The following is a 16258-nucleotide window of genomic DNA, read 5'->3' on the forward strand; positions in this document are numbered from 1 at the left end:
TCGCCGCGCCAGAAGGGGGCGCGCAGCCGAGGACCGCGCGCGTAGCGCGAGCAGGCTGCGACGTGGCACAGGGGAGTTGGCGCAGGCTGGCTCATCGGGGGGATGAACGAGATCCTCGAAGGTTGGCTGTGTTCCGTGGCGGCACCGGGTTTGCTGGAGCCGCCTCATCGTCACGCTGGATCCGTCGGACAACCTGCTCGAGGACGCGTCTCCGCTGAATGACGTCGTATTCAACCACTGCGCGCAGGTCTCTCTCGCGGGGAACCCCGGTGACAGCTCGTTCGGCAGCGTGCTGGACGCGCTCTGTGCGAGGAATGTCGTGGTCGACGGCTACTGCATGCCCGCTGTTTGCGACCCCTGGGCGAACCTCGGCTGCGATTGAGCGCCTCGGCTCGACGGAGCTGACCCAGGGCGCCGAGCTCGGGCCGCCGCGCAAGTCAGGGTCCCCATCGAGTGGACAGTGGTACACTCCACAGCCTGCGGGGGATGCGGGGCATGTCCAGCGTGTGGAAGGGGCGAGGTGGCTCTTGAAGTACCAACTTCGTGATGGCGTCGTTTCGGCGATCGCGCTGGCTGCCCTCATCGGCGGTTGCGCGGCCGCGTGCAGCGGAAGCGACGGCGCGAGCTCCGGCGACGGCGAGGCTGGCGGCGGGGGCTCGACCTCCGGAGGGACTTCGGGGGCGGAGGGCGGCTCCGGCAGCCAGAGCAGCGGCGGTAGCAACGGCAGCTCGGGTGGCAGCGGCGGCAGCGGCCCGGCGACGGGCGCTGGCGGCGGCGACCCGAGCGACGGCTGCGCGACGCCGGGCCAGGCAACCGAAGGTTATAGGTCGATCGAGGTGGGCGGCACGACCCGCCGCTACTATCTCGTTCCCGCGACGACGACGACGACGCCCGCGCCGCTGGTCATCAGCTTTCACGGGCACAGCGGCACGGGTCAGGGAGACGTGTCCACCTTCGCCCTCCGCGACACCACGGGGGGACAAGCCGTCCTGATGTTTCCCGATGGCGTGCCGCAGGATTGGTACGGCGATGCCGTGGGATGGGACAATCGCAGCACGACGTCCCCCGACGTTGCGTTCACCAAGGCGCTCATCGACGAGGCCGCGGCGTCGCACTGTATCGATCGCTCGCGCGTCTTCCTGGTGGGCTTCAGCTGGGGTGGCTGGATGTCGGCCCAGGCGGGCTGCGCGCTGGGCGATCAAGTGCGCGCGCTGGTCTCCGCCGCGGGCGGGCCGCCCGCAGGTAACTGCGCCGGACCGGTGAGCGCTCTCATCGTCCACGGCGCGGCGGACGACGCCGAGCCGCTCGACTCCGGCATCCAGACCCGGGACAGATTCGTCGCCTTGAACCAATGCGGCTCCGGCACTTCGCCCGCGGGCTCGGGCTCGTGCGTCGCCTACGAGGGCTGCACCAAGCCGACGTGGTGGTGGCAGCATGAGCTCGGTCACACGCTTCCTGAGGACTCACAGAGAACGATCTGGGAGTTTCTGCTCGCTGCGCCGTAACTCCACGGCGTCGATTTCTTGGGCGAGCTCGCGGGGGGTGATGCAGGGGGCGCAACCAGCATCACGACGTAGGGATGGGAGCGGGTGCGGCGGGGGCCTCGGCTGCGTAGGACAGGAGCTCCAGAGCCAGCGCCGCGTCGCCAGATGCAGAGTGGGGATCCGGAACGTCGCGACCGTGGCGCGCGCTCATCACCGTCGGCGTGAGAGGGGCACGATCCAGGGCTCGGTAGAATTTTGAAGGTACGCCCAGAACCAGGTCTGCGCGATCGTCACCGCCGGCGCGCCGAGAGGAAACCGGCGGCGATCTCGGTTGTGTAGAGTGCCAGATGACGGCGCACGTGGTCGGCTCATGGTGCATCGCGGCGGACAGGTCCCTCGCGCCGAGGCTCCCATGAACCTCGCCGCGCGATCCCGGCTCGGCCCGCAGGCCGGGGCCGAGGAGCTGCTCCCCCGTCCCGCGGACGGCGAGCGGTACGACCCGCCCGAGGACATCGCTCCCATGTCGTCCCAGGATCTCCCGGCGTCCAGGGTGCGGGCCTCGGGCGCAGCGGCGCTGGACGCCGAGGCGCTGTACCGCCGCCACCATCCGCTGGTGTACCGCCTCGCCCTCCGTTACGGCCGCGGCAACGTGGCCTGGGCCGAGGATGTGACGCAGGACGTGTTTCTCGACCTCATGAAGGCACTCGCGACGCTGACCGATCGAGACAACCTCGAAGGATGGCTGTACCGGGCGACCTCGAATCGCTGCCTGAACCGCCTGCGGCGGGACCGGTTCCTCGACATCGCCCCCATCCGCTGGCTGCTCGGGCAGGACGAGGCCGATCCGCGCCCGATGCTGGAAGAGGTGGCCATCGCGCGCGACGATCTGCGTCGGGCGTTCAAGGCGCTGGGCACGTTGCCTCCCAAGGAGCAGGTGGCGTTCTCGATGTTCTATCTCGACGGCAAGGAGCAGGAGGAGATCGGGAGCGTCCTTGGCCACTCCAAAGGGTACGTGTGCAAGCTGATTCAAAGGGCCGTCGCGCGGCTCCGCGAGGCCGGGTGGGAGGTGGGGCCATGACGCGAGACCGCGACCTGCTCGCGCTGCTGCACGAGGTCGACGCGCGGCTCGCGGCGGCAACGCCGTCGCCCCGGCTCGCGGCGCGCCTCGGCGCGCGGCTTCGCGGGGAACGCCCGTCCCTCGCCCGGCGCGTGGGGCGCCCGCTCGCGCTGGCCCTCGCCGCCGGAACGGCCGCGGTCGCCCTCGGCGCCGCCCTCCAGCGCCCCGCGACCCCCGAGGTCTCCGCGCGCAGCCCGGAGGTCGATCCCGCGATCGGGATCGTCGGCGATCGCTCCCGCGCGGACGGCGGGGTCCCGGAGCGCACGCCGGCCGAGGGACACCCGCCGGCGCCGCCCCGGATCCTCGCCCCGCTCCTCCGGGAGCCGCCTCGCCGGCTCGCTCCGCCGCCGAAGCCCTCGCCCCCTGCGCCGCACAGCTCGGCAGCGCCGCCGGACGCGCGCGACGCGCCCGAAGGCCAGCGAAGCAGCGAGCTCCCCGAAGGCCGCACCCCCCCAGCCTCGCCGTCGCGCGCGCGCGCCCAGCCGCCGGCCGTCGCGCTCCCGTCGACCCCCGGGAGGGTCGACGCCCTGGAACGTCCGCCGGTCCACGCGTCGTCGTCGCGCGGCCAGCTCCCCTCGTGGAGCCGAGGCACAGGCGGCGCCAGCGCTCCGGCCGAGGCAGCGGGGCAAAAGGGCGAGCGAAGCGCCGAGAGCAGCGCCGAGGGGGTGGACGGCGCGGCGACCGCGAAGCCCCACGAGAAACCGACGGGTCCGCAGGAAAAGGCGGGCTGCCCGACGGCGGAGGATTTGACGAGTAAGGTCGAGGCGATGTGCGACGCGCAGGGCCTCGTCCTCGGCGACGTCAAGCTGCTCGATCCGTGCAGAGACGGCGGCTACCGCAGCATCGAGCACACGTGCGTCGACGGTGAGCCGACCGCGTGCTGGCGCGGCCGGCTCGGCGACGGCCTCACCTGTCATGACAGCGGCGATCTGAAGGATCAGGCCTACATCACGTGCAGCAACCAGGGCGCGGATCTCACCGAATTCACTTATGACCACGGTGTCCCTGGGTGCGGGCTCAGCGAGACGACCGGTGCCGTCTATGCGTGCTGCCCGGCGGCGGAGCCGCTTCCGTCGCGCCTGTGCTGGACGACCAAGATCGACCACGGGGACGAGTGCCAGGCGCAGTCGACGCTCGGTGACGAGGCCGGCGCCATGTGCGCAGACACCGGGCAGCAGATATTCCGCATCTGGTACAACTCCGGCACCGTGAGCTGCCCCGCGGCGCACGACACGAGCGCGCTCTTCACCTGCTGCCCGTGAGCAGCGGTCGAGGGCCTGCCCGTCCGAGGGACCGTCAGGCCGGCCAGCGCTACAGCGAGCTCGGAGAGCGCCCGACGGTGCGTGTCGTCATGACAAGGCTGCGAGAGGGAGGCTCGGTCAGGTCGCGGTCGCTGGCGCGGGTGTGAGAGGGCGGCTCGGCCAACTCGAGGCGCCGGCGGCTGCTGCGATCGCGTTGACGGCTGGAGCCACGGAAGCCACGGAGCGCGTCAGGGGAAGCGCTTCGTGCTCCGGGGCGGCGCTTTGTGTACGATGCACGCAACGCGCTCCGAGGCGCCGTCGACCCAGCATAGGATGAGCACCGCGACCGTCGAGTTTGCCGGCATCGAGCTCCTGAGCCCATGCCCCCACTGCAGCGCGCCGATGGCGGTCAACACGCTGACCGACCGGTGCCGCTGCTCGAGCTGCCTCATGGAGTCGGCGCTGCCGCCGACGGTGTGGGACGAGGCGCTGAGCGGCGTCGAGAAGGACGTTGTGCAGTTCGGGAACGGGTACCTGCGCCACGGCCCGGTGTGGGGCGAGGGCGGCCCGCCGCCGGGGCCGCACGTCGAGTGGCAGCGCGGCCACGACGCCCCGCCGTGCCCGCGCTGCCAGACGCCGATGCGCCTCGCGCCGCAGGGGGGCTGCGTCTGCCCCGCGTGCGGGGCGGGGCGGGCGATCTTGCCGAAGCCGCCGTGGCTTCCGGAGAACAGCCCTGTCCTGGGCTTCGTGAGCGACGAGCCGGCGGTGGCCGAGGAGCGGCCGCGCGAGCCCGTGCACGTCGCGTGCACCCAGTGCGGCGGGCCGCTCATGGCCGATGGGTCGAGCCGGATCGTGCAGTGCGGCTACTGCTCCGCGCGGGTCGCGTTACCGGATGCGGTGTGGGCTGCGCTGCACCCGCCGCGCGTCAAGAGGCGGTGGTGGCTCGTCGTGTACGTGGCGGACGATCCGCGGCGGGGGCCGGCCGATTCCGGGGATTTCAAGCTGCCGGCTCTCGTGACTGGTTTTGTCGCTGTAGGTGTTGGTTTTCAGCTGTGCCTTATAGCCATCATCATTCGTAATTGGGTCGTCGTCGCTGCGGGCTTGATTGTTTTCCCGATCATCGTCATCACCCTATGGCTCCGAGGGCGTTGGCGCTACCGGCGGATTTGCCGCCCCGAGAACGAAGTCGTAGGCCGTCTGGCCGGTCCTTGGCGATCGCGGCCCGGCGCTGGGGTGCGCCTGACGAAGCCGCACCAGCCGGACGTGATTCTGGCGTACACAGTCCTGCAAACGAGTGCAGAGAAGTTCGCGGAGCTCGGCGGCGATGGGGGGAAGGTTCGCGCATGGTTGGTGCCTGGAAACGCCGAACAAGCGCATGTCGAGGCGATGCCTTCTGCGCTGGAATAGGTACCTTGTTTGGTTCGGGCCGCCACCGAAGGAATGCGGCTCAGCTGGCGGACGGATGCCGATTCATACGATCGAGAAAATGCCCGTTAGCGCCGTCCAGGTCGCGCCCTTTTCGACTTTGGTGCCGATGGTCTTCATGTTGACGGCGTTGTTCTGCATCTTGAATGCGGCGAAGTCGATCTTGAAGGCGGTTATGTCCAGCTTTTGATAGCCGATGTTAATGCTCCTGCCGAAATTCTTCGTCTCGGCGATCACTGCTTTCATATCAAGGCCGATGACCGCCGACTTGTACCAGGTCCTCTCGTTCCAGCTCGCGATCACCGTGTCCACGAAGCCTTTCGTTTCCTTGTGGCTCCCGGCGTTGGTGACCTTGAACTCCGGCGAATCGATGACGAAGCTCGGCGCCTTGATGTAGCCCTTCTCACTGAGGGTCCACGTGAGCCCCTTCGTCTCCCAGTCGAGCGCGCCCACCCTCCACTCGATCTTCCCGCCCTCGAGCTTCATCGTCCCGAACTTCTCTTCGTGCAGCGCCGCGACGGTCGTCTTGAGGCTCGCGAAGTCCTCGTCCACGGCGCCGGCCTTCGTGTGCTTCTTGCCTGCCATCTCGGTGTCCTGGCTGGCGTAGCGCTCGATCACGTCCTTGGCCGTCGTCTCCTGCTTCCCGCCGATGGTCGTCTTCAGCGAGGTGTCGTAGTCCTCCTTGACTGCGCCCTCGACGTGGTCCTCGCGCTTGCCAGCGACGTGGACCTTCTGGTCGCCGCCCACGTCCACGGTTTGGTTGGCGCCGGCGGTGACGAGGTTGTCGCGGTGGGCGTGGAGCTCGAGCAGCTCTTCGCCCTTCTTGTCCTCCATCATGATCTGGTTGAAGCCCTCGCCGCCGGGCGAGGTCTTGCTCTTCCAGATGGAGCGGGTCTTCTCGGCCGGGAGCTTGAGGGGGGCGACGCTCCAGGCGTTGTGGAGGCGGCCGACGACGACGGGCTCGTCGGGGTCGCCGTCGAGGTAGGCGACGATGACCTCCTCGTTGACGCGCGGGAGCATGACGAAGCCGTAGTCGAGCCCCGCCCAGCCCTGAGAGACGCGGACGAAGCGGGTGGGATTGCCCTCGTGCAGATCGCGGCGATCCCAGCGGAACTCGACCTTGACGCGGCCGTGCTCGTCGACGTCGATCTCGTCGACGCCGGCCTTGTTGCCGACGACGAAGGCGGTCTGCGTGCCGAAGATGCGGGGCTTGGGCCGGCGCGCAGGGCGCCACGGATCGCCGGCAGGGACGCAGACGAGGACGTTCCGGCGCACCGGGCGGCCGTCGGCGCCCTCGGTCACGGCGCAGCGGGAGCGGATCACGAGCAGCTGGCCGTTCACGTCGGCCCGCGGGTGCCCCTCGACGGTGAAGCGGGCGCCAGCGCCGAGCGCGAAGCTCGTGTGGCACTCGAAGGTGCGCCGCTCCGACCGGGCCTCCTCCAGGTACTGCTTGGCCAGCGCTTCGCCCCGCTTCTCGGACGCCGCCGTGAACCGGTTCGTCGAGAACTCGTACCGCTCGAGCGTCGCCTCGCGGACGAACGCCCGCTGCGAGGTCTCGGCGCGCTGATCGAGGACGTACTCCGGCTTCTTGAAGTCGTAGTCCCGCACCGTGACCATCGACGTCTCGATCGACGAGGTGATAGCGATGAACGAGACCACCGGGCCCGCCGCGTTCATGCCCGCGTCGACCGGCGGCACGAACGGCACCCGGGGCGCGCCGTCGTCCGTGAACGCCGTGTCCTCGGCGAGGACCCAGTCGCTGCCGCCGGGCCCGTGATCGAAGTACGAGACGAGGCCCTCCTCCGCGAGCGCGCGGAAGATGAAATCGAAGTCGGTCTCCCCGTACTGGACGCGGTACTCGCGCGCTGGCCGGTCCGGCGACGCGACGAGCGAGCTCGGCGCCGGGATGCGGCCGCCGTACGCGCTCGCCACGACCTTGCAGACGCCGTCCGCCGTGAGGCCCTGGAAGATGCGGTGATCCGCGCTCCGTGTGGCGAGCCAGAGGGGCGGGACCACGGCGAGCTCGTACCGCGAGACGCCGCTGGGCTCCGCGGAGACCTGCCGCACCCGGCGCACGATGCCGTGAACCTTCTTGAGGAACGGCTCCGTGCTCAGCTCGACGACGATCTCCTCGCCCACCACGCTGGAGAGATCGATCTCCGGATCGGTGCTCACCACGTCGAGCGTCAGCTCGAAGAGCTCGTTGAGCGCGTCCCGGTACTCGATCTGGTGGACCTCGAAGCCGGTGACTCCGGAACGGGGGAACGTCAGGCTCACGTCGATGGCCATGGTCGGGTCTCCTCGGGGGGGCGCGCGGCCGGGCGCGGCGCTCATCTCGGCTCGTTGCGGCTCTCCCCGGCGGGAGCGGAGCGGGAACGGTGCTGCGAGTAAAGCTCCTGCCAGCGCCGGTGCGCGGCGGGGTCGCGCGTGAGGCGATCACGCCAGAAGGCGTCCACCGCGGCACGCTCCTCGGGCCGGCCGAGCCCGTACCGCGCGAAGAGGGCCTCGGCGTCGCCAGGAGAGGCGGCGAGATCGGCGCAGAGCGACGCGTACTGCTCCAGCGAGAGCACCGGCGCCGGGATCGAGGAAGCGGCCGGCGCGGCGCGCGGGCCGGACGCGAACGGCAACGGCGCGCCGGAGGGCGCTCCGGACGTCGGGTGCGTTCCAGTGAGGCTGGTGAAGCCGCGCATGCCCTTCGGCACCAGGGCCATTGCCGCAGCGGCATCCGCGGGCTCCGGGGGGACAGGGAGGGCGGGCAGGACCGCGGTCGGCGGGGCGGGGCGCGCAGGCTCCGGCGGGGCAGGGGGGCCGAACGGCAGCACGGACGCGCCGGAAGCGGCCGCGGAGGTGGGCTGCGTGCCACGGAGCTCGGTGAACCCCCGCATGCCCGGCGGCACCAGCGACGCTGCGTCGACCGGCGTAGGTGGCGAGCGGCGCGGCTCGGGATGCGCCATGGACGTCGAGGCGTCGCCCGCCTTGAAGGGCAGCGCCGGACCCCTGGGAGCGTCCGAGGAGCTCTCCGTCCCGTGGAGCTTGAAGTGCCGCATCCCCTCCGGCACGAGCGAAATCGACGCGGCCGCGGGCGAGGGCGCGTCCGTCGCTGCGCGCAGGTAGCTCGGCACCGCCGGCGCGCGGCTCGCGGCCGGCTCACCGGTCGGCCGCGGTGCGTGCGCCTCGCTCGGCTCGGGCGGCGCAGGCGCCTCCGCGCGAGCCGCACCGGCTGCGTCCGAGGGGGAGCGCGCCGCTGCCGCCGAGGTCGGCGCGCCAGGCCGGGGTCGCGGCGCGTTCGGCGAAGGGATCATCAGCAGGCTCTTGAGCTGTTTCGTGATCATCGCCGTCGTCGACCGCCCCCGTCGTTCCCACTCTCGCGAGGTCGACTCCTTTCGTCAACGCCGGCGACAGGTATGATGGCGCCCGCCCTGAACGCGCCCGCGCGCGGTGGAGTCGCTCCCATGCCCGATCCCTACATCTACCAGCGTGATATCGAGACGTACGGCCGCTTCACCGCGTCGCAGATCCAGAAGCTCGTCCTGCCGGTCGACGCGGGGTTCGGGAAGGCGCTGCGCACCGTCACGGCGCGCCTCGACGCCGCGACCGAGGCCGTGCGCAAGGCGAAGCTGGACGCGACGGCCGCTCCCGTGCCTCCCAGCGCGTCTCGCGGCTCGAGGGGCGGCCGAGCCAATCCGGTCGCGGCGGGCCGCGGCCTGCTGCGCCGCCTCGTGGAGCGCGCCGCCTCGCGGTCCAACGGGGTCGCGCTGGCCCGCGAGCTCCTCCAGGGCCAGTCGCTCGCCACCGTGCTGCGCCGCCGCCCCGCGGCGCTCGCCGCGGCGCTGACGCACGCGATCGAGGTGCTCGAGCAGCACGAGGGGCAGCTGCCCGAGCGCGAGGCGTGGACGGCCGACCTCGAGCGCTCCCGGGACGCCCTCGAGCCGCTCATCAGGAGCGTGCGCAAGACCCGGCTCGCGCGCCGCACCGTGACCCCGGAGATGAAGGCCGCCCGCGACGAGTGGATCAACACCTATCGCGCGGCGAAGCTCCTCGTGGAGTGTGTGCTCCGGCTCCACGGCAAGACGTCGTTGATGCCGGAGATCTTCGGCGATCTCCCGCGCGCTCCCCGCGCCGCCGCGGTGGCCGCCGCCGCGCGACGCCCGCCGGCCAGCGCGCCCGCGCACGCGTGACGATTCCGCTGCTCACGCCGGAGCTCGACCCGCGCCGACACGTGGCCTCGGGCCGGGCGGCCCGGAACACGCTCGTTTCTACCCGCCCCCGAGGTGCGCCCGGAAGAAACGCACGAGGTGCCCATACTGGAGCACCTGGTTGTCCCGCTTCTGCGCGCCGTGCCCCTCGTCGGCGAACAGGATGAGCTCGGACGGGATCTTCCTTGCCTCCAGCGCCTGCTGGATCTGCACCGACTCGCCCGCAGGGACCCGCGGATCCGACACGCCCTGCACGATCAGCAGAGGCGCCTTCACCCGATCGAGGTACGTGATCGGCGAGAGCTTGAGCAACGCGTCCCGATCCTTCTCGGGATCACCGTACTCGGAGATCCGGAGGATGCGCCGGTAAGGCGCCGTGTTCTGGAGGAACGTCACGAGGTTGCTCATGCCGACGACGGCGGCGCCCGCGTCGTACGCGCCGGCGAACATGGTCATGCCGATCAGCGAAGAATAGCCGCCATAGCTGCCGCCGAAGATGCCGACCTTCGGCGGCCGGCCCTCGTGGCCGAAGCTCGCCTTGACGAACTTCGCGGCGTCCTCGATGTCCGTGATGACGTCGAGCCGCTTCGCGCCGTCGTCGGCGTGCAGCCATGTCTTGCCGTAACCGTCGCTCCCGCGGACGTTCGGCTCGACGAACACGAACCCGGCGTCCACGAAGATCTGCGCCCGCGCGCTGAACCCAGCCCTGGTCTGGACCTCCGGGCCGCCGTGGAAATGGACGATCACAGGACAAGGCCGCTCGCACCGCGCAGGGCGGCGCACGAACATCGGGATCTGCGCCCCGTCGCGCGCCGGATAGGACTCCAGCGTGGCCGCCGAGAACGCGCCCGGCGCCACCTCGGGCATGCTCGGAGCGTGCCACTGCGAAAGCTTGCCAGTCGTCCAGTCGAGGACATGCGCCGTCGCCGGCGACGTCGAGGTCTCCAGGAGCAGCGTCGTGAACCGGCCGTCCCGCGTCGTCGAGACCGGGGTCACGTGATCCGCCGCCGGGAGCGCTGGCAGCTTGATCTCGCGGTGCGATCTCGCGTCGAGCGCGCGGAGCCGCGTGTAGCCCCGCTCGTTCACCGTGTAGAGGATCCGCTTCCTCGCCCGATCGATCGAGAACGCGCTGACGTCGAACGGGATCTCCGGCGAGATCGGCGTGAGCTTCCCCGCCTTCCAGCTGTAGAGCCGGCGATATTCCCCGAGGCGCGGCGTGAGCACGAGGACCTCGCCGGGGGCCGCGCCGTAAAGGGCCCTGTAGTCCTCGCGCTCGCCCTGCCCGAAGAGGGGAGTCAGCGCGTCGGCGCCCGGAGCGGCCTTCGCGAGAGGCGCCCACTCGAAGAGCTCGCTCATGTTGGAGCCCACGTCCTTCGCGAGCAGCAGGCGGCCGTCGCCCGTGGCGTCCACGGCGCGCCAGATTCCCTCGCGATCGAACACGACCTCTCGCTGCCTCGACGCGATGTCGTACCGGTAGATGACGTACGCGTCCTTCTTGACGTCGTTGGCCCGATAGTAGACGTGCCGCCCGTCGTCGGAGATGAACTGGAGCTGCGTCTGCACGCCGGGCATGTGCTGGATGGCGACGAGCGGGCCGCCCTTCGCGTCCTGCAGGTAGAGCCCGGGGTTCTCCTCGCCCTTCCGGTCGCGCGAGAGGACGAGGCGCGCGCCGTCCGGCGTGACGTCCGCCACGACGGTCGGATCCTCGCCGCCCGTCAGCTGCAGCGGGAAGCGCTGCGGCCCGTCGAGCCGGAAGACCTGCCTCGTCCCCGTGATCGTCCAGGTGAAGTAGAGCGCCTTGCCATCCGGCCCGAGGACGCCTCCGGAAGGAGCGCGCACGTCGAGCATGGCCTGGATCTGGCGAGAGACGTCGTCCGGGAGCGGCGGCGGCGCGTAGCGCGCCAGGATCTCCGGAGAGACGCTCGCCGCGCCGTGCCCCGCGTACCCGGGCCGCTCCGGCGCGGGCGCAGGCCGCGGCGGTCCGGCGGGCGAAGGCGGCGCCGGAGGCGCGGACGCGACAGGCCGAGGCGCAGCCACCGGAGGCGCCGGCCGGGCCGGCGTGCACGCCGCTGAGAGGGCGAGGGAGCCGAGCAAGCCGAGCAAGGAGCGCCGCGCGGCGCCATGGCGCCCGCGCCGCGTCGAGGAGGACGACATGCGGCGCATTTCGCCGGAGCGGGCGCACGCCGGCAAGGTCAAAGGCCGCGCGGCGCGGGCCCGCCTCAGTCGGGCTCGCCCGGGAGCTTCGCGCGGCCGAGGGCCGCTTCCGCCGCCGCCAGCTGCGCCGCGAGCTTCCGCAGCTCCTCGGCTTCCTCGCCCTGGAGCGAGATGTTCGGGACGAGCGCGTTCAGGGCGCGGCGGTTGTACGCGAGCCCGAGCGGCGAGCCCTTCTCGAGGTTCATCACCATCGACTCGGCCAGCACCGCCAGCGCCTCGCGGTGCAACCCCTTCGCCGAGAGCACCTCCGCGAGCGCGGCCGTCGAGCGGGCCAGGCCGAGCAGGTCGCCGAGCGCCTCCTCGGCCTCGATCGCCGCGGTCAGGCGCTGCGTCGCGCGGTCGAGGCGGCCGTTGCGGAGCTCCAGCCGGCCGATCGTCTCCCACACCCGGGCGAGCTCCCGGGCGTCGCCGAGCTGCTTGTAGGCGCGCTCCGCGGCGAGCGCGTGGTCGAGGCCCATCGACAGCGCGTCGGACTCGCGCCCGGGGCGGGCGGGGACGTGGAGCGGGATCCGCGCGAAGAGGTGGTCGGTCTCGGCGAGCTCGACGCGCGCCGACGGATCGACCCGGGCCCGCTCCTCGAAGGTCCGGCGCGACTCGATCAGGAGGTGCGTCGCGCGGACGGGATCGCCCATGCGCACGTGGACCGCCGCCTGATCGTTGAGCAGCCGGGCCGCGCCGAGCGCGTCCCCGGCGTCGAGCAGCAGGCGGCTCGCGGTGGCGAGCTCCTCCAGCGCGCGCTCCAGCGAGCGCGCGTCGCCCATGTCGTAACAGACGCCGGCGATGAGCGCGGCGACCTCGGCGTGCAGCTCCGGAGGGTCGCCCTGCGCGAGGAGAGCGCGCGCGGCGTCGAGCACCTCGAGCGCGCCCGCGAGCGTGCTGGCGGGGTCCGGGCCGGCCGCGTGCCATTGCACCCGGGCGATGCCCGCGAGCGCGCCGATGCGGAGCCGGCGGCGCGCGGGCGTGGCCGGCATGCCGTCGAGCAGCGAGAGCGCCTTCCGCCCGTAGCTCAGCGCCTGGGCGTACGCTCCCATGGCCGCCGCCTCGACCGCGGCCGCGCAGTAGCGCTGCGCCGCTTCCTCGTGCTCGCCCGCCTCGGTCAGGTGCGCCGCCGCGCGCACGTCGTGGAGGTGGCGCCCAGCGCCGTGCGCCGCCGCGCTCGCGGCGCCCGCTGCCTCGGCGCGATCGGGCGCCGCGGGCGCCGGGTACATGGACACGCCGAGCGGCGCCGCGGCGCGCAGGGACTCGGCCGCGGCGCGCCCGGCGCCGGCGTCGGCCGCCGCCGGCCAGGAGAAGGCGTGGCGGGAGCCGGAAGACGAGCGCTCGGACAGCGCGGCAGGGACGCGCAGCGAGGCCCCGCGGGCCGAGCGGCTCGGCTCGTCCGGGAAGGCGCCGCCGAGGGACGCGAGATCGCGGGGCACCCGCATCGGCCCCGGGATGGGCGCGTCGAGCGAGTCGGGCGGGGCGTCGAACATGAGGGACTCGGGCGGCTCCGAGACGCGGCGGCTCTCGGGGCTGCGATGGAACAGATCGGCGTAGGGCCACGCGGGATTGCCGGGCCCTGCGGGGGCCATCGGCGCGGGCCTGTCCTGGGTGACGCGCGGCGGCGCGCGGCGCGTGTTGCTCATGGACGCGCCGCCCGCAGGGGCCACGGCAGGCGGCGGCCTCAGCGTCTCGGCCGCCCGCGGCACCCCGCCGCGCGCCACCGAGAGCGTGGGGTCGGCGGTCTTCTCCCACTCGTCCACGTTCGACGCGCCGCCGGCTCCGGGGGTCGGCCCGCCGGCGACGGGCGCGCCGGGCGAAGCGGCCGCTGGTGACGCCGTCGCCGGCGGCGGGCCCGCCGGCGGCGGTGCGGCGGCCATCGTGCGCGGCGTCGCCATGGCGGGCAACGCGGACGGCGGCGCGGTCGAGAGCGGCGGCGCCCCGGCCTTCGCCTGCGCGGCGGTGGCCCTCGTGGTCGGGTCGTCGCCGCGAGGCACGCCGAGGTTCGCTCCGCCGATGACGTGCCGCTCGACGGTCGACGTGAGGATGGCCGCGCTCTGCGTCGGCGGCGCGGCGGCATGAGCTGCCGCCGCGCCATGGGTCGCCTGGTGATCGGCCGCGACGACGCCCGACGCGGCGCGCGGCTCGCGCGCGGCCGGGGCGTCCGGCTCGGTCCGCTCCTCGATGAGCAGCGTCGCGAGACGCCGGTGCCACACGCGGGCGAGCGACGGGAGGATCGAGCCGCGGAGCGCCTCGACGGTCTCGTGCGGAAGATGGAAGCGCCCGTCGCCGCGGTCCTCGACCGGAACACCCGCGTCCGCGGCGCGCTGCAGCGCCTCGAGCACGTCGAGCGCGTCGACGCGGAGGAGCGCGGCGACGAGCTCGCTCTCGAACCCCGAGCCGACGATCGCGCCGGCCCGGAGCACCCGGAGCACCTCGCCGGGCAGCTCGCGCACCGCGACCTGCGGCGGCGGCGGCGGGGGCGTGGTCGCGCTCGTCAGCGTGATCGCGCCGTCGGCCGGCCGGAGGAGCGCGTCGGCTCCGCAGGCGGCGCGCATCGCGTCGACCAGGCCGCCTGCGGGGCCGGTCGGCGCGTGCAGGCGGAAGGAGAGGACCAGCGCGACGCGGAGCGCGTCGGGCCGGGACACCACCCGGCGCAGCACGTCGAGCGTGGCAGGATCGGCGTGCTCGACCGCGTCGAACACGATGGCCCACGTGCGATCCGCCTGCTGCGCGAGGCGGTTGGCGGTCTCGATGAACTCGGCGTCCACCATCAGCTCGTGCACGTCGCCGAGGAGGCGGCGCCGGAGCCCCGAGGCGGCGCGGCTGCGCGCCTGATCGAGCGTCGGCTGCGCCCCGCCGGCGAGGCGCTCGATCTGGGTCCGCGCGTCGCGCAGCGGCCCGAGCGTCATCTCGGGGACGTCGCAGCGCACGCGTACGATCCGCAGCCCGAGCCGCGCCGGCGGATCCCCGGGGACGATGTTCAGCAAGGCCGTGTGCCGGCCCTCGGAAATGCGCTGCCAGAGCTGTTCCACGGTCCGCTCCTCCTCTCTCCGGGCGCACACGGCCCAGAGCGGGGCGCATCGTCGTGCGCTACGGGATCATCCGCGTCGTTCGGCTCGCTGCGGCGTACTTTTGTGCGCCTCGCTCGCCTGCCTCGCGGCTGAGCCCGTATCCTACGAGCCTGCACCCCGCTCTAGTATCCCCAGAGGAACTCCGCGCGGGCGAACGCCGTGAAATAGCTCCCCGGACCGTCGCCCGCGCCAGGGAGGAGCAGCGTGTACTTGCCGGCGAAGCCGGCGGCGAACTCGCGATTGAACGCGTAGTCGATGCCGAACGGGATGGAGACCCCGAACTGCCCCCGGTGGCAGCCCGGCTGGCCAGACGAGCCGCAGGGCGCGAGGCGCACACTGTCGTATGCGCCGGTCATGAGGCCGACGTAGGGGACCCACTGCAGAATATCGATGACGTACGTGGCGCCGGCGGATGCGCCGAGGAGCATGAGATCGCCCCCCGGGTGGGACGCGGTGTTGACCTCGGCGACCGCGTTGAAGGCGTCCGTGAGCCCGTAGGCGAGGTGCAGGCTGCCGCCGATCCCCGGGTACGTCCCGCCATCCGCGAGGAGCGCGTACCCGACGCCGGCGCCGGCATGCCATTGCCGTTCAAAGGCGTCGGCCCGCGAGGGGGCCAGGAGCGCGAGCAGCGCGAGCGCGGCGGAGGTCAGCAGGGCGACAGGGGGGCATCTCATGGTCGGTTGCGGCGAGCAGCCCGGAGCGCCCCCGCGACGAACCATGGATCGAGGGCGACGACGGCGCGCGCCGGGCGCTCGATGAGGGCGCGCGGCGCGAGGCTAGCACGCGCGCCGCAGGACATGTTCAGCGGAGCTGCTCGCGGCGACGGGGGGCCCGCGACGCCCCCGCGTCCTCGTCCTCGATCTCGTCGGCGTAGATGCGCGCCGCGGGATCGGCCGCGCCCTCGCCCGGATCGATGCGGAGCGACGGCTGGGGAAAGCGGACGGCGGCCGCCCCCGAGATCCCGGGGAAGGTGTAGAGGATCTCGCCGCGCTCGCCGATCTCGACGCCCACGTCGCCGGGGCGCTCCTTGGCGAGCTCGGTGAGCAGGGCGTCCGCCTCCGGGGCCGGCTGGTCGAGCGCGACGCCGACCTCCTGCGCCGTGAGCGGGCGGCGGCGGTGCGACGCGAGCGAGAAGATCGCCTGAACCTGGGCGTCGCGCGAGGCCTTCGCCCCGGAGCGGGAGAGCTTCCGTCCGCCCAGCAGGAGGAGCAGGCCGAAGGCGAGGGCGACGAAGCCGATCGGCAGGCCGAGCGCGAGGCCGGCGATCGACCCCGGGAACAGCGCGGCCGCGCCCAGCCCGAGGAGGAGCGCCAGCGCGAGCCCGCCGATGAGGACCAACCAGCCGAGCACGCCGGCGACCGCGCCGCCGACCCTGGACGGCTGCCCCGCCAGGCTGACCGATTTGCCCGCGAACGGCAGGCGCTCCCGACCGCACGCGGTGCAGTACGCGGCGAGCCCGCGGTGGATGACGGGCGCGTTCTTTCCGCAATGAGGACACATGAGGACTCCCCCGCGAGCAGATCTTCGC

The 16258-nt window shown here is 72.7% G+C and carries 11 protein-coding genes; 5 read left to right on the forward strand and 6 right to left on the reverse strand.

The window, feature by feature from the left end; genetic code table 11:
• Positions 1–527 precede the first annotated feature (527 nt).
• The 4 genes from WMF46_RS13725 (at position 528) to WMF46_RS13740 (ending at position 5249) form a co-directional block, all read left to right on the forward strand.
• Positions 528–1505, forward strand: coding sequence for an alpha/beta hydrolase family esterase (locus WMF46_RS13725; protein WP_437986024.1), 978 nt, complete (start codon positions 528–530; stop codon positions 1503–1505).
• A 391-nt stretch (positions 1506–1896) separates the two neighbouring features.
• Positions 1897–2562 carry an RNA polymerase sigma factor gene (locus tag WMF46_RS13730; RefSeq protein ID WP_437986025.1) on the forward strand — a complete coding sequence of 222 codons (666 nt, stop codon included), beginning with the start codon at positions 1897–1899 and terminating at the stop codon, positions 2560–2562.
• Positions 2559–3863 carry a hypothetical protein gene (locus WMF46_RS13735; RefSeq protein ID WP_437986026.1) on the forward strand — a complete coding sequence of 435 codons (1305 nt, stop codon included), beginning with the start codon at positions 2559–2561 and terminating at the stop codon, positions 3861–3863. The genes WMF46_RS13730 and WMF46_RS13735 overlap by 4 nt, the downstream gene beginning before the upstream one ends.
• Before the next feature lie 381 nt (positions 3864–4244).
• Positions 4245–5249, forward strand: coding sequence for a hypothetical protein (locus tag WMF46_RS13740; RefSeq protein ID WP_437986027.1), 1005 nt, complete (start codon positions 4245–4247; stop codon positions 5247–5249).
• Positions 5250–5312: 63 nt separating this feature from the next.
• Here the strand turns inward: WMF46_RS13740 and WMF46_RS13745 are convergent, their stop codons facing one another.
• Together WMF46_RS13745 and WMF46_RS13750 are read right to left on the reverse strand one after the other, a co-directional pair.
• Entirely contained in the window at positions 5313–7556 is a 2244-nt protein-coding gene (locus WMF46_RS13745) for a type VI secretion system Vgr family protein (protein ID WP_437986028.1), read from the reverse strand.
• Between the two features lie 41 nt (positions 7557–7597).
• On the reverse strand, positions 7598–8599 hold the full coding sequence (locus WMF46_RS13750; RefSeq protein WP_437986029.1) for a hypothetical protein: 1002 nt from the start codon (positions 8597–8599) through the stop codon (positions 7598–7600).
• Positions 8600–8719: 120 nt separating this feature from the next.
• On the opposite strand from WMF46_RS13750, the gene WMF46_RS13755 reads away from it, so the two are divergent.
• Positions 8720–9445, forward strand: coding sequence for a hypothetical protein (locus WMF46_RS13755; RefSeq protein WP_437986030.1), 726 nt, complete (start codon positions 8720–8722; stop codon positions 9443–9445).
• 78 nt (positions 9446–9523) lie between these two features.
• Here WMF46_RS13755 and WMF46_RS13760 read toward each other — a convergent pair whose 3' ends face one another.
• The 4 genes from WMF46_RS13760 to WMF46_RS13775 form a co-directional block, all read right to left on the reverse strand.
• Complete coding sequence (locus tag WMF46_RS13760) at positions 9524–11617, reverse strand: S9 family peptidase (protein WP_437986031.1); 2094 nt, start codon at positions 11615–11617, stop codon at positions 9524–9526.
• Positions 11618–11682: 65 nt separating this feature from the next.
• Complete coding sequence (locus WMF46_RS13765) at positions 11683–14691, reverse strand: hypothetical protein (RefSeq protein ID WP_437986032.1); 3009 nt, start codon at positions 14689–14691, stop codon at positions 11683–11685.
• 161 nt (positions 14692–14852) lie between these two features.
• Positions 14853–15404 carry a hypothetical protein gene (locus WMF46_RS13770; protein WP_437299583.1) on the reverse strand — a complete coding sequence of 184 codons (552 nt, stop codon included), beginning with the start codon at positions 15402–15404 and terminating at the stop codon, positions 14853–14855.
• A 127-nt stretch (positions 15405–15531) separates the two neighbouring features.
• Entirely contained in the window at positions 15532–16230 is a 699-nt protein-coding gene (locus WMF46_RS13775) for a hypothetical protein (protein WP_437986033.1), read from the reverse strand.
• Between the last annotated feature and the right edge of the window lie 28 nt (positions 16231–16258).

The organism is Sorangium sp. So ce117, from assembly GCF_051524395.1.
Classification (GTDB): Bacteria; Myxococcota_A; Polyangia; order Polyangiales; family Polyangiaceae; genus Sorangium; species Sorangium cellulosum_B.

Bases quoted from the DNA above. Each gene is read 5' to 3' on its own strand.
- WMF46_RS13735 (WP_437986026.1), top strand. From the start codon at position 2,559: ATGACGCGAGACCGCGACCTGCTCGCGCTGCTGCACGAGGTCGACGCG.
- WMF46_RS13740 (WP_437986027.1), top strand. From the start codon at position 4,245: ATGGCGGTCAACACGCTGACCGACCGGTGCCGCTGCTCGAGCTGCCTC.
- WMF46_RS13770 (WP_437299583.1), bottom strand. From the start codon at position 15,404: ATGAGATGCCCCCCTGTCGCCCTGCTGACCTCCGCCGCGCTCGCGCTG.
- WMF46_RS13730 (WP_437986025.1), top strand. From the start codon at position 1,897: ATGAACCTCGCCGCGCGATCCCGGCTCGGCCCGCAGGCCGGGGCCGAG.
- WMF46_RS13750 (WP_437986029.1), bottom strand. From the start codon at position 8,599: ATGATCACGAAACAGCTCAAGAGCCTGCTGATGATCCCTTCGCCGAAC.
- WMF46_RS13775 (WP_437986033.1), bottom strand. From the start codon at position 16,230: ATGTGTCCTCATTGCGGAAAGAACGCGCCCGTCATCCACCGCGGGCTC.
- WMF46_RS13755 (WP_437986030.1), top strand. From the start codon at position 8,720: ATGCCCGATCCCTACATCTACCAGCGTGATATCGAGACGTACGGCCGC.
- WMF46_RS13760 (WP_437986031.1), bottom strand. From the start codon at position 11,617: ATGTCGTCCTCCTCGACGCGGCGCGGGCGCCATGGCGCCGCGCGGCGC.
- WMF46_RS13745 (WP_437986028.1), bottom strand. From the start codon at position 7,556: ATGGCCATCGACGTGAGCCTGACGTTCCCCCGTTCCGGAGTCACCGGC.